Source organism: Lyngbya confervoides BDU141951, assembly GCF_000817775.3.
GTDB lineage: Bacteria > Cyanobacteriota > Cyanobacteriia > Thermosynechococcales > Thermosynechococcaceae > Lyngbya > Lyngbya confervoides.
Genome location: NZ_JTHE03000088.1, coordinates 83,556 through 96,611, shown reverse-complemented (window position 1 = coordinate 96,611; position 13,056 = coordinate 83,556). Strand labels below are relative to the sequence as shown.

The window sequence follows — 13,056 nt, the reverse complement described above, 5'->3', positions numbered from 1 at the left end:
GGGAGGTCTCCAAAACGAAGGGAAGATTAGGGCTGGGTTTGAATTGTGAGCACCTGGGGGGGAGTGGCATCGGGAGGATATAAAAAGTCAACCGTGACTAGGCGAGATTCCTCTGCTTTAAGATTCAGCGTCAGAAGTGGCTGTCCGGCTTCGCCCCGCCGATGCACCAGATGAAGATATCGAAGCGCAGGTGCTCCATCATCCCCTTTATATCGCAATCGCACCGTTCCCCGAAAGAAAATGGACGGGGGGGGGTTGTGATAAAACAGCAAAGCCTGCTGAGAGTCATCTTGCTTAACCGGCGTTTGCAGCATCAGATTGACCTGTTGGGGGCGATCGCTGGGGTTATACAGCGGCAACGTCAGCTGATAATGGACCCCGTAGTTGCCATGGGCTAAGTAGGCCGTATCAGGATAGCGAACCAGCATGGGCGCGCTTTGAATCTGGCCTGTGCCGAAGGTGCCGCGCTGGAGGGTGCTAATTCCATAGGAAAAGGATTTTCCGGGGGCGGGGATGGTGAGCTTTTTCTGCTTGCGAGAGTCGGTAATCTGGGTTTCCCAGTTGGATCCTCGGCTTACCCCTGCCACTCGACCGTAGTAAAACTTTTCGGCCTGACTGTTGAGATCCGAGGGGGGATGGTCTCGGGGCCTTAGGACATCGCTCCGGCGCAGAAGGTCTTCCCAGTCCGCCTTGGTGGGGATCAGTTCCCGGCCGTCTGCGGCCACCGGCGCCAGCATGGCCATACTGGCCACATACACTTTCCCCTCAGACTTGAGCCGAATCAGGGCTGAGCGGGCGTTGGAGGAGGGGGTGGCCACGCGCTTTCGGGGGGGCTTCCCGGCTGCTTGGGCTTGGATGATCCGTCGCTGCGGTCCGTCTGAACCGTTCTTGATCGGGCGTCCCAGGGTCGGCAGGGGCAGGGGCAGGTTCATGAGCATAATGGTTTCATCGGGGGCCAGGGAGATCCTGGCGGGCCAGTTGCTCTGACGGACGCCCCGGAGAATCACGTTACTCACGCGATCGCCCGGACCTGAATAGACTCGTCCCAGATTGTTGGGCGTTCGACTGGGTAAGTCGATGTAGGGGGCATCGGGCGTGCCCAAATAGCTGGCCGCCTGCAGAATATCCACCACGGTGGAGCGCCGGGAGCTGCCGTTTTTTACCAAAATGCCCAGATAAGGGGTTGGAGTGTCCTCTGGATAATCGCTGCGGGCAATATGGTGGGCGAAGATATCAAACCGACCCTTGAAGGCAAAATCCAGGTGGGCATCCGGGTACTGCATCTCGTCTGGCGGAAATGTGGAGAGCAGGATGCCTGAACCCCGGACCACTTCTGGACTATTGCTGTTAAACACAGGAACCTCATCGAGTTCTCCAGGCAGGGGACGAATTTCCTGAGGAACCGAATACAGCGTGGGTTTAGGCGGAGGCGGCGTTTTTGTTCCCTTTGCCAGTTCCAGGACTGGATCATGGGCCTGGGAGACCGTGGAGGGATCCGAGATCTGGCGGTTAGAGAGGAGGACTGGGGAGGGACAGTTCTGTTGGGGTCCGGTTGCTTCTGGCCCTAGCGCTTTTGGTCCTAGTCCTGCTGGCCCGCCCTTCCCGTCAGAGGCGGGGGCCATCGGGGGGCAGAGCCCTGAGGGGAGAGGCGGTTGATGGACCGATGGGGAAATCTCCTGCGGGGTCGCCAAGGAGGAAGGAAGGCGCTGCGCTAATTCTGGGGAGAGGTCTGATTCTGGGGAGAGGTCTGAAGGGTCTACCTCCGGAGTTGGGATCTGCCAGGTTTCTTGGGAAGGAGTTGGAGGAAGATCAGGCGCAAGAGCCGGAACCGAAGCCAGAATCGCGAGCAATGAAATCATGCAGAACCGTTTATGTTACCCTTGAAAAATTGGCTGGAGCACAGTATACCCTAAGGAATGCAGCCTTCTGGCGCTAGGGTTCCATTTTTTCTCCACTCAGAATAAAAATCGGGTCAACGGCAGAGAAGGTTTGCCGAATGCCCCGATTCTCCAGGCGATTGATGACGGACTGAACCACCTCAATGTTTCGGGCCTGGAGTTGAGCAAAGGTTTCCGAGATGTTGTATAGATGCTCCAGACTAGAGGCGGTGGCCACAACCCGGCCTCCGGGTCGAAGAAAGCGCCAAACCTCCGTCATCATCTCCTTGAAGGATCGCCCCCCCTCAATACAGACACGATGCGGGGGCGCCTTGAGCTGGGCCAGACATTGGGGCGCGCTCGCGCCAATGACCTCCACGTTACTGACCTGAAAGCGATCGCAATTTTTCTGAATTAAGGCGGCCACCTCCTCATCGCGCTCGATGGCCACGATGTGGCTTTGAGGACACAGTCGTCCCACTTCTACTGGGATGGTCCCGGTGCCCGCGCCGATGTCCCAGATGATGGATTGGGGGTCCAGTCGCAGTTGGGAAAGGATCAGCAGGCGAGTTTCGCGGGTGGTGAGGGGAATACCCGGAAGTCTTTCAAAAAGCTGATCAGGAATACCTGGGCTGGCATAGGGCCAAATGGTGTAGCGCATACTTAAAGAAGCACAATGAGCAAGCATGAAAACAGGACGTTATCAGGAAATCTAGCGGGAGGGTGTCTCTAGGGCTGGGCTTCATCAAAGCCTATCACTTGAAGTGAGGTGGCCGGGGCATCAGCGGCGCCGACAATGAAGCCCCCTGCTTCTCGGGTTTGGCAAAGCTGGGCGATCGCCTCCGCCGTGATGGTCTCTCCGGGAAACAAAATTGGGATGCCGGGAGGGTAGGGACAAACTAGCGCTTGACTGATCCGACCCACCGCCCTCTCTAAGGGAACGGTTTGGGAGGTCGCGTTAAAGGCTGCTTGAGGGGTGAGGGTGGATCGCCTGGGAGTCAGCGGATCCTGGAAGGAGGCTTTCTGGACTTGCAGAGGGGATCGCGAGATCTGTTGGGTGTGATTTTGCTGTTCGGCCCAATCGCTGCAAAGGGTTTGAACGGCTTGAACCAACTGATCTAGATCGGCAGCGCTATTTCCCAGTCCCAAGGTAAAGGTCAGGTGGTTCTGAGCTGGTAGCTCTGCCAGAATCTGAAACCGGCTGGCGAGCTGATCATCGAAGTGAAAGCCGTCTATTCCCAGCCCCTGGGTCTTGATGGTGAGGCGAAGCGGATCCAGGGCCACAAAGCCCGATTGTTCTGGATCGCCGACATCCGGAGCCGGGGCTAACAGATCCAGGTTGGGAATGGCCTGGATCTGCCGGCGCGCCTGCCGGACCATGGTCAGGGCCGCCTCCAGGATGGGTTCACCTTGGGTAGCCCACTGCTGCCGGGCGGCATCTAAGGAGGCCAGCAGTAATGCGCTGGGGCTGCTGGTTTGGATCATGCGGAGACTGGCCTGGAGGCGATGGCGGTCGATGCGATGGCCCCGACAGTGCAGCATGGAAGCTTGGGAAAAGGCACTGAGCACCTTATGGGTTGACTGCACCACCAGGTCAGCGCCCTGGGAGAGGGCTGAAGCTGGATAGGCCGGATGAAACCCCAGGTGGGGACCGTGGGCTTCATCCACAATCAGGGGAATACCGCCCTGGTGAGCTACCCGCGCCAATCCCGCTACATTGCCGCAGACGCCTTCGTAGGACGGGGAGATGGCGATCGCGGCCTTTGCTTGGGGGTAGGCAGAGATGGCCGCTGCCAGGGCGGCTGGGGTCAGGCAGTGGGCAATATCCTCCTCCCTGCTGGGCCACATCCAGATGGGCCTAGCTCCGGCTAGAATCAGCCCATGCAGGATTGATTGATGACTGTTGCGTGGCACAATCACCTCCTCTCCCGGCCGACATACGCTGAGCAGCGCAGCCATTAATCCTCCAGAGGAGCCATTTACGAGAAAATAGGTGTGGTCAGCGCCAAAGGCCGCCGCCGCTAGTTCCTGCGCGGCTTGAATGGAGGCCTGAGGTGCAAAGAGATTGTCAAAGCCTGGCAGCTCCGGGAGATCCGCGCGGCATACCGCCGCCCCAAAGGCCGCTAACATCTGGGCGCTACTGCCGGGGCCCCCCTTGTGACCCGGGGTATAAAAGCGCAGATGGGGTGCTGTTGCCTGCTGTAGCAGCGCGGTGAGTAATGGCGTTCGACTTTGATCAACAGTTGATATCATGGATGAATTCAAGCTTTTGGGGATAAGCGCCTTTGTGCAAACGGTCTATGCAGCCTGATGGAGGCACAGAGGCGTTGGTGACAGAGGCGTTGGTTTGTGAACCCATGGGTTAAATTCATCAGAAGATTGTTTCTATGCTGAGAGCCGGAATTGTAGGGTTGCCAAACGTCGGAAAATCAACCCTGTTTAATGCCTTAGTGGCCAATGCTAAGGCTGACGCCGCCAACTTCCCCTTCTGTACCATCGAGCCCAATGTGGGCGTGGTGGCTGTCCCCGATGAGCGACTGGGGGTGCTCTCCCATCTTTCTAGCTCCAAGGAGACAGTGCCCACGCGGGTTGAATTTGTCGATATTGCCGGTTTGGTGGCGGGGGCGAGCCGGGGAGAGGGCCTAGGCAATCAATTTTTGGCCAATATTCGGGAAGTGGATGCCATTGTCCATGTGGTGCGCTGCTTTGATGATGAAAATATTATTCATGTTTCGGGGTCGGTGGATCCACAGCGCGATATTGAGGTGATTAACCTAGAGCTGGCCCTGGCCGATCTCGCCCAAGTGGATCGACGCATTGATCGCGTCAAAAAGCTGGCGCGCACCAGCCAGGATGCTCAGGCGGAGTTGGCGGTCCTTCAAAGACTCCAAACCCTCCTGAACGACGGGAAGTCAGCCCGACAGGCTGGCCTGGAGGCTGAGGATCAGGACTTGATTCGTTCCCTGGGGCTGTTGTCCCTCAAGCCCATTATCTATGCGGCCAATGTGTCGGAAGAGGATCTGGCGGGGGGCAACGATTGGGTGGATCAGGTCAGGGCGATCGCCCAGCCGGATCAGGCCCAGGTGGTGGTGGTCTCGGCTCAGGTGGAATCCGAGCTTGTAGATCTGCCCGCGGAGGATCGGGCGGACTTTTTGGCTTCCCTGGGAGTGGAAGAAGGGGGATTGCAATCTCTGATTCACGCCACCTATGAACTGTTAGGATTGCAAACCTATTTCACCACCGGCCCTCAAGAAACCCGCGCCTGGACCATTCGTCTGGGTACCAAAGCTCCCCAGGCTGCGGGCGTCATTCACACCGACTTTGAGCGGGGCTTTATCCGAGCCGAAACCGTGGCCTACCAAGATTTAGTCGACTGCGGTTCCATGACTGCTGCCAAGGATAGGGGGCTGGTGCGCAGTGAAGGAAAGGACTACGTGGTGCAAGAGGGAGATGTTATGCTCTTTCGGTTTAATGTATAGCCCTTGTGAAGGGATAGCCCCTGCCCGGATTAAGTTTGGGACTGGAGACCTTGATCTGCGGTGAGCGGCAGTCCCAGTTCGGAGGTCAGATGCTGTTTAAGGGCCTGGCAGAAGCTGCCGCGCTGCTCGAACTGATCGGTTCGCACGGGCTTGCGATCGCCATTGAGCTGCCAGCCAAAATCACTGCTCAGCCGCACCTTGCCCTGCCAATCTGAGACCGATGCAATCCAGGGATTGGACGTCTCGCGGTCGGCACCATGCACTCGAAACGTATAGTTAAACGTATTTTGCTTGGCTGCCGCCACGGTAGAGGACTGGCCGTAGCGCTGGGCTAGAATGACCTGCACCTGGGCTGCCAGGTCAGGGGTGCCAAACTCTTCTAGGGTTTTACAGCATAGGGTTAGGGCAAAGTAAAATTCTTCGACGGGAATAAATTCAAGCTGCATGAACAAATTCTTCAGTTCAAAATTCTGTAGAAAGCAAAGTGGAGAAAACTGGGGGGATTGCTGATCCCCTGCTGATTCTATCTGCATTCGCGCGGGCTTGGGATCTGTTCGGACACGACTCCAGCGGATCGGCGATAGTGGAAGGCCGATCAAAATTCTGTAAAATCACCATAGGTCAGGACTCTAGCGATTTGGGAGGGTAGCACATGTCGGCTCACTTGCTGCTTGTAGATGATGAACCTGGGCTGCGAGAAGCGGTCCAAGCCTATCTGGAAGATAGTGGCTTTACCGTTGATGTCGCCAGCAATGCCAAAATGGGCTGGGAAATGCTTGAGCGTCGCACCCCAGATTTAGTTATCTCCGATATCATGATGCCTCAGGTGGACGGGTACGAATTTCTCCAGCAAATGCGCGAAGACCCGCGATTTAAAAAACTGCCCGTGGTTTTTTTGACAGCTCGGGGGATGACCAAGGATCGCATTGAGGGCTACCAGGCCAGTGTGGATGCCTATTTATCCAAGCCCTTTGACCCAGACGAGCTGGTGGCGGTGGTCAGCAATTTGATTCAGCGACATTCCCAGCTCACGGAGGGGTCAACCACAGATATTGAAGAGTTAGCCAATCAGGTGGCTGAAATTCGTGCAATTCTTAAAAATCAGCCCCAGTTATCTCGTCAAAAAACCGAACTTCAGATTGACTTTACACCTCGAGAACAGAGCGTTCTGGAGTTGGTCTCCCAGGGCTTGATGAATAAGGAAATTGCCAGTCAGCTTAATACCAGCGTTCGCAACGTCGAGAAGTACGTCAGCCGTTTGTTTAGTAAAACCGAAACCAACAGCCGCACAGAATTGGTCCGCTTTGCCCTGGAAAATGGCCTGGCCAAGTAGGTCAGCGCCGAGCCAGACCGGGCACCTGTTGAGGATGGTAATTCTGCTGCAGTGGCAAAACGTGGCATGCTTGACGATGTGGATGATTGAATCGGCTCAATAGTTGTCTTAATGAATCTCTGGCAATCCATTACCCTGGCCCAGTTTCCAGCTCAAACTTGGGCCAAACATAGCTTTCTCCTTCGCGGGATTGGTCTGCTCAACGCCTGGCGATCCCAAAGCTTGCTGGTTCCCTGGCTGGAGCCGATGGCGCTGTTGGTGGTTAGCGCAATGTTTATTGTTGCTCCTCTGGTGAGCAATACCTACACGGGGCTGCTGGCCCTTGGCTGCGGTGCTCTCTGGCTGGTGCTGACCCTGGCCGATGATCGGCCTATGGGTCAGCGTTTCATTCCGGCGCACCTGCTGTTGATGGCCTATTGGTTTGTGGCATGTCTGGCGACGGCTCAATCCCCGGTCAAGGGAGCGGCGGCGGTGGGACTGGTGAAGTTGACCCTGTATCTGTTGGCGTTTTTGCTCATGGAGCGGCTCATGCGATTTCCCCAGTGGCGATCGGTCCTGACCACGGTATATCTGCTCACAGCCTTGTTTGTGACCGTTTACGGCATTCGCCAGTATCTGTTTGGCGCAGAAGCCCTGGCTACCTGGGTTGATCCCACCTCCCCCACGGCTGATCAAACTCGCGTTTACAGCTATTTGGGGAATCCAAACCTGCTGGCCGGCTATCTCTTACCGACGATTCCCTTGGGGCTGGCTGTTTTGGTTCGCTGGCGCGGTTGGCTGCCCAAGTTGTTGGCGGCCACCATGACCGCTCTCAATCTGATTTGTTTGTATGGAACGGGAAGTCGAGGGGGGTGGATCGGAGCGGCCCTGGCGGTGTTTGTCATGGGAATTTTAATTCTTTACTGGTATTTGCCGCTTCTCCCACCACTGTGGCGTGTCTCAGTCTTTCCCATGTTTATTGGGACTCTGGTGACAATGATTGTTCTGGGGCTGCTTTTTTCCTCGGCTTTTCGGGACCGAGCCTTGAGCGTTTTTGCGGGGCGAGAAGACAGTAGCAATAACTTTCGGATCAATGTCTGGAATTCCGTGGGGGAAATGATTCGCGATCGCCCCTGGTTAGGCATTGGGCCGGGAAATTCTGCATTTAACCGGATCTATCCCCTTTATCAACGGCCCAACTACAGCGCCCTCGGGGCCTATTCCGTCTACCTGGAGCTGATGGTGGAGGTAGGACTGATTGGGTTTTCCCTCTTTTTCTGGTTTCTCCTGACCCTGGTTAGCCGTGCCCTGACGCGACTGCACCAGATTCGCGAGCAGCAAGATTCCTCGGTGTTTTTGCTCGTGGGCGCCCTTGCCGCCATGGCGGGGATGCTAGTCCATGGATTTGTCGATACGGTCTGGTATCGCCCTGAGGTGGCCACGGTCTGGTGGCTATTGGTGGCTGTGGTGTTTAGCTATGGGACCCAGGGAAGTCAGCAGGCGGCTCAGGTCCCGAACTCCGGGGGCCTCCAAGATGTCTCAGAGGCAAGTTGAATCAGGGATGGGGAGGCTTGTGTGATTTCAAGGCGATCGCTACTGCGAGGGATGGGGGCCTGCCTTCTGGGATATGGGGGGGCTAGGTGGGGCAACCTGGCCCAGGATCGTTTGCGTGCGCTCTTCGCCTCTAAGCCGGTTCAAGCCGAGGGGGGAATAGCCCGCTTGCCCCATGGTCAGATCAATCCCCGGCGGGGCGATGTGCGTATCGTGGTGATTAGCGATCTAAATAGTCAGTACGGGTCCACCACCTATGCCCCTGAGGTTCACCGCGCCCTCGCGATCATTCCAGACTGGCAGCCGCAACTGGTGTTGTGCGGGGGAGATATGATTGCGGCCCAGTCGAAGGCCCTCTCAACGGATCAGGTGCAGCAGATGTGGGCGGCCTTTGATCGCACCGTCGCCACTCCCCTGCGGCAGGCCCAGATTCCCTTTGGCTTTACCCTGGGTAACCACGACGCCTCTGGGTTTCAAACCGCCAGCGGGCAATACACCTTTGCCCGCGATCGCGATCTGGCTCGATCTTACTGGCAGCGATCGCGGCAGGCCTGTGGCTTAAACTTTGTGGATGCCGCCCATTTTCCCTTCTACTACACCTTTCAGCTCAAGCACCTGTTTTGTCTGGTCTGGGACGCTTCAACGGCTCAAATTTCTCGCAATCAGCTTGACTGGGTGGAATCTAGCCTGGCGCAAGCCCCCCCCGAATCGGTGCGGCTAGTCATTGGGCATCTTCCTCTCTACGCTGTGGCTGAGCAAAAAAATAAGCCCGGTGAGGTGCTTCACCATGCGGAAGCGCTCCGCTCCCTGCTGGAGCGCCACGGTGTTCACACCTACATCAGTGGTCATCACCATGCCTACTACCCCGCAGAAAAGGGGAAACTGCACCTTCTCTATGCGGGCGCGTTAGGAGGAGGGCCGCGATCGCTGATGGGCAGCACCCTAGCACCCTATAAATCCATGAGCGTGGTGGATATTTATTTAGCCCTGCGGCGCACCCGCACAACGACCTACAACCTGGCCACGCTGGAGATTGTGGATCACCGGACTTTGCCCAGCCAAATTACAGGTCTGAACGGCACCATTTACCGACAGGCTGATTGACCTGAGTGCGGAGGATTCACTGAAATCGAGATGCAAGGGGACTCTCCGCTGGCTGAGGAGGATGGGGCTCAAGCGTACAAGGCCGAGACATGCAGGAGGGAATGTCAGCAGTTCTTAACCGGTCTCTGGGGGCCGATAGCCGCTAAATTGACCTCTGAGAATAGAATAGGTTCGATTTGCCCTTGATTTTTTGTTGACATGGGATAAAATCCTCTGGACACATGTGAGGAGTAGCTATGAATAAAGCAGATCTGGTCAATGCAATTGCGGATAAATCTGGCGTGACGAAGAAGCAGGCTGACCTGGTACTGACCGTGGCCCTGGACACCATTATGGATACCGTGAGCGAAGGAGAAAAGGTGACCCTGGTAGGGTTTGGCAGTTTTGAACCAAGAGAGCGCAAAGCCAGAAACGGACGCAATCCTCAGACTGGTAAGGCCTTAACGATTCCTGCAACCACGGTGCCCGCCTTCAGCGCCGGAAAATTATTTAAAGATCAAGTTGCGAACTAAGGGATCGTTCATGGGCAACGGAAACCGGCTCTGGTCTCAGGGCGAGAGCCCTTGATTTAACTTGCCGCTTCGAAATCCCTCCAGGTCTAGGGTGACATAGAGAAATCCCAGAGCCTTAAAGGTTGCCACCAACTCCGTCCGGGAGATTGTGCTTAAAAAGTGGGGGATGTCCTGGGGCGGTAACTCGATCCGGGCCGTCCCTCCATCGGATCGCACGCGCAAAATTGAGTAGCCCCTCTGTTTGAGGTAGCGTTCTGCCTGGGCCACCTGCTGCAGTTTTTCTGGGGTAATGGACTCGCCATAGGGAAAGCGAGAGCTGAGACAGGGTTGGGCTGGCTTATTCCACCAGGGAAGTCCCAAACTTTGGGACAGGGCGCGCACCTCCAGTTTGGTCATGCCCACTTCCGCCAGCGGCGATCGCGTTCCCCGCTCCTTTGCGGCTTGAATGCCGGGGCGATAGTCTTGAAGATCGTCGGCATTGACCCCATCAATGACGTAGGGATACCCCCAGTCTAGGCCAAGGGGCTTGAGGGTATCGTATAGTTCGCTCTTGCAAAAGTAACAGCGATTTACCGGGTTCGTGCTGTAGCTTGGGTTTTCTAGCTCATGGGTCTGTACAATGCGGTGGGCAATGCCAATGTGCTGGGCCTGAACCTTGGCCGCTTCCAAGTCCTCCGCAGGCAGGGAAGGAGATTCGGCCGTTACCGCTAGGGCGCGATCGCCCAGCACATCATAGGCAACCTTGGCAACCAAAGCGCTATCAACACCACCGGAATAGGCAATTAAGGCCCGATCCAGTTCCCGAAGCACAGACCGAAGTTGTTGAAGTTGACTTGACAGCATCGATTCCATCATTGCCCATTGATCGTCATGATTGGGAACGTTCCCCTTGAATTTTATCCCGTTCCTAGGGTGGCCTGAGATAGAAGGTTGCCTGGGATAGAGGGCTCAAGTTCCTCGCCAGATCCAAGGCAAGGAAAAATTAATCAGACCATTCCCTTAACAGATTGGCGTGGCTTTTTGAGATTAAATCAAACTCCAGAGTCTTGCCTTGACTTTGAAAGATAGATCGTCGCGCCGTGTCCAGGTCAAATAAGAGTTCTCGATGGGCGGGATTACGCACTAAGCTTTGCACCCATCCCACACTGGCCCAGCGGATTCCAGATTGGACCGGTGCCACCTGATGCAATGTGGAAGAGGGATAGACAATCGCAGACCCGGCGTCGAGCTTATAGGGGCGATCGCCATCGGACTGCTCCAAAATCAGCTCGCCTCCCTGATAGGACTCTCGATGACTCAGGAAAATCGTGAAGGAGACATCGGCGCGCCTTCGTTGCTCTCCCTGACCCATAAATGCATTGTCCACGTGACTACCGTAGGTCATTCCCGAATCGTAGTAGCTAAAGAGGAGCGTATGGATGGCCCGAGGCTGAACAGCGCACTGAAAGAGGGGATTAGACCAGAGGGCAGTTTGCACGATGTCTTTGATCTTTTGACCATAGGGCGCTTTTGGACTCAACTGGCGGTTGGCCTTGACCTGCTTGGCATGCCAGCCTGCGGTGGTTCGACCATCTATTAAGTCCTCTGGGTTTAGGACATCATGGATGTCCTCAAGCGCGCCTGGGGACAGGACATTGGGAATGACAATCAACACGTTTAGCCTGCACCCTTATTCGGGTCCGTGAATCCAAAAAGTTGATTCCCATTTTGGCAGAAAAACTGCACTTTCGAAGTCCCAGATTTAGGCAGGAGGATGTAGAATAAATCGTTATTCTCGCCTCTTACGAGGCTGAGCTAATTGAGGAGCATGACTTATGAAATTCACATCTAAAACCGTTCAATTATTTTTGGCCTTGGGTCTAGCCGCGACGATAACTGCCTGTGATTCGGCCTCTGAAACCGATGGTACAGAGGGAACAGACACCACCACACCCACGGAGGAGGTGACCCCCGAAACGCCGACCACCGAAGAGTCTCCTGCGACCGAAGAATCTCCTGCGACCGAAGAATCCCCCGCCACCGAGGAGGGCGGCGAAGGTGGTGAGGGTTAAATTGGCCGCAAGGCCCTTCACCTTAGCCTTTTAAGCTAGCCTTTTAAGCTGAAAAATGAGTGGACGCCAGGGTCTGCGGGGGGGATGAAAAGTCTCCTTGCAGACCTTGGTGGTTTGGATCTTAATAGATGGATCCATGCCGGTTCGATGGCCCTCAGGCCCAATCATTGGAATGCCGTCCAGGGAATCACCCTTGGCTTTATTGGTTGCCACAGGGTTGAAGGTCTTCAGCCTTGAAAGCCTGAATCTGGAAAGCATTTAAGATCGGTCACGGTTGCGCAAGGCAACTTTGAAACTAGAGCGCGCTGACGAGGGTCTGAATCATTTGCCGAGCTTGGGCCTGATAGCTCCCGCCAAACAGATTAAAGTGATTGAGCACATGGTAAAGGTTATAAATGGGCCTTCGCTGTGCATACCCCTCACCGACAGGATCTTCCGCTTGATATCCCTGGTAAAATGCCGCAGGAAATCCCCCAAATAGTTCGGTCATTGCCAGATCCACTTCTCGATCGCCGTAGTAGGGGGCTGGGTCAAAAATCAAGGGATCTCCTTCCTGGCTAAAGCCCGCATTCCCAGACCAGAGATCTCCATGCACCAGGGAGGGCTGGGGATCGTGGTTGAGCAAGCTGTCTAAGGCGGCGAGTAGTGCCTCTGCACCTGGGAAATTAGCTCCCCGTTTTTGAGCCAGCCTCAGTTGGTATCCAAGCCGCTCCCGGCGAAAAAAATCCACCCAGCGATCTGTCCAAGGATTTTTCTGGGGGGTTTCTCCAATGGTATTGTCTCGACACCAGCCGAATCCCCGCGCGCTAGAAACCCGGTGCAGTTTTGCCAGGTTTTGACCCAGTTGATACCATCCCTGTTGATTGCCCGATCCCAGGGGAATCCACTCTAGAGCGATGTAGCTGTGGGGAGGGGCATTGCCCCAGCAAAGGGGCTGCGGCACCCGAATTGTGGAAGTCTGAAGGATTTCCTGCAGGCCCAAGGCTTCCGCTTCAAACATGGCTCCCTTCGCGGCATCGTTGAGTTTGATAAAAAACTCCTGGTGGTCTGCTTTGACCCAATAGGCCTGGTTGATACTGCCACCGCCGACGCTCCGCCAGGTCTCAATTTGAATGGGTTGGCCCAGGACAGAACTAAGCTGGGCTGAGATCTCTTGCCACATGGCTGTAG

The 13,056-nt window shown here is 55.8% G+C and carries 13 protein-coding genes; 6 read left to right on the top strand and 7 right to left on the bottom strand.

Features of this window, described 5'->3' with window-relative positions:
* Positions 1-26: 26 nt before the first annotated feature.
* The 3 genes from QQ91_RS15185 to QQ91_RS15175 all read right to left on the bottom strand — a co-directional run bounded on the left by QQ91_RS15185 (position 27) and on the right by QQ91_RS15175 (position 4,130).
* Entirely contained in the window at positions 27-1,859 is a 1,833-nt protein-coding gene (locus tag QQ91_RS15185) for a DUF3370 domain-containing protein (protein WP_236095905.1), read from the bottom strand.
* 73 nt (positions 1,860-1,932) lie between these two features.
* On the bottom strand, positions 1,933-2,538 hold the full coding sequence (cbiT, locus tag QQ91_RS15180) for a precorrin-6Y C5,15-methyltransferase subunit CbiT (RefSeq protein ID WP_166275957.1): 606 nt from the start codon (positions 2,536-2,538) through the stop codon (positions 1,933-1,935).
* A 68-nt stretch (positions 2,539-2,606) separates the two neighbouring features.
* Positions 2,607-4,130, bottom strand: coding sequence for an aminotransferase class I/II-fold pyridoxal phosphate-dependent enzyme (locus QQ91_RS15175; protein ID WP_166275830.1), 1,524 nt, complete (start codon positions 4,128-4,130; stop codon positions 2,607-2,609).
* Between the two features lie 134 nt (positions 4,131-4,264).
* Here QQ91_RS15175 and ychF point away from each other — a divergent pair, with 134 nt between their 5' ends.
* Positions 4,265-5,356: a redox-regulated ATPase YchF gene (gene ychF / locus QQ91_RS15170; RefSeq protein WP_166275828.1), complete on the top strand. Its 1,092-nt coding sequence runs from the start codon at positions 4,265-4,267 to the stop codon at positions 5,354-5,356.
* A gap of 29 nt (positions 5,357-5,385) precedes the next feature.
* On the opposite strand, the gene QQ91_RS15165 is transcribed toward ychF, so the two are convergent.
* Positions 5,386-5,802 carry a hypothetical protein gene (locus tag QQ91_RS15165; RefSeq protein WP_166275826.1) on the bottom strand — a complete coding sequence of 139 codons (417 nt, stop codon included), beginning with the start codon at positions 5,800-5,802 and terminating at the stop codon, positions 5,386-5,388.
* 206 nt (positions 5,803-6,008) lie between these two features.
* Between QQ91_RS15165 and QQ91_RS15160 the strand changes: the two genes are divergently transcribed.
* From QQ91_RS15160 to QQ91_RS15145, 4 genes are all read left to right on the top strand, one after another.
* Positions 6,009-6,689: a response regulator transcription factor gene (locus QQ91_RS15160; protein WP_166275824.1), complete on the top strand. Its 681-nt coding sequence runs from the start codon at positions 6,009-6,011 to the stop codon at positions 6,687-6,689.
* A 111-nt stretch (positions 6,690-6,800) separates the two neighbouring features.
* Positions 6,801-8,222 (top strand): IctB family putative bicarbonate transporter, encoded by a 1,422-nt coding sequence (locus QQ91_RS15155; protein WP_166275822.1) that lies wholly within the window; start codon positions 6,801-6,803, stop codon positions 8,220-8,222.
* Positions 8,223-8,333: 111 nt separating this feature from the next.
* Positions 8,334-9,323, top strand: coding sequence for a metallophosphoesterase family protein (locus QQ91_RS15150; RefSeq protein WP_201277127.1), 990 nt, complete (start codon positions 8,334-8,336; stop codon positions 9,321-9,323).
* Positions 9,324-9,559: 236 nt separating this feature from the next.
* Positions 9,560-9,835 carry an HU family DNA-binding protein gene (locus tag QQ91_RS15145; protein WP_166275820.1) on the top strand — a complete coding sequence of 92 codons (276 nt, stop codon included), beginning with the start codon at positions 9,560-9,562 and terminating at the stop codon, positions 9,833-9,835.
* A 36-nt stretch (positions 9,836-9,871) separates the two neighbouring features.
* On the opposite strand, the gene larE is transcribed toward QQ91_RS15145, so the two are convergent.
* Together larE and QQ91_RS15135 are read right to left on the bottom strand one after the other, a co-directional pair.
* Positions 9,872-10,678, bottom strand: a complete 807-nt coding sequence (larE, locus tag QQ91_RS15140; protein WP_166275818.1) for an ATP-dependent sacrificial sulfur transferase LarE — start codon at positions 10,676-10,678, stop codon at positions 9,872-9,874.
* Positions 10,679-10,817: 139 nt separating this feature from the next.
* Positions 10,818-11,489 (bottom strand): Fe2+-dependent dioxygenase, encoded by a 672-nt coding sequence (locus QQ91_RS15135; RefSeq protein ID WP_166275816.1) that lies wholly within the window; start codon positions 11,487-11,489, stop codon positions 10,818-10,820.
* 160 nt (positions 11,490-11,649) lie between these two features.
* Between QQ91_RS15135 and QQ91_RS15130 the strand changes: the two genes are divergently transcribed.
* Positions 11,650-11,886 carry a hypothetical protein gene (locus QQ91_RS15130; RefSeq protein WP_166275814.1) on the top strand — a complete coding sequence of 79 codons (237 nt, stop codon included), beginning with the start codon at positions 11,650-11,652 and terminating at the stop codon, positions 11,884-11,886.
* A 295-nt stretch (positions 11,887-12,181) separates the two neighbouring features.
* Here the strand turns inward: QQ91_RS15130 and QQ91_RS15125 are convergent, their stop codons facing one another.
* The gene (locus QQ91_RS15125) at positions 12,182-13,048 is read right to left on the bottom strand and encodes a fructosamine kinase family protein (RefSeq protein WP_166275812.1); all 867 of its coding nucleotides are present in this window, start codon (positions 13,046-13,048) and stop codon (positions 12,182-12,184) included.
* Positions 13,049-13,056 lie beyond the last annotated feature (8 nt).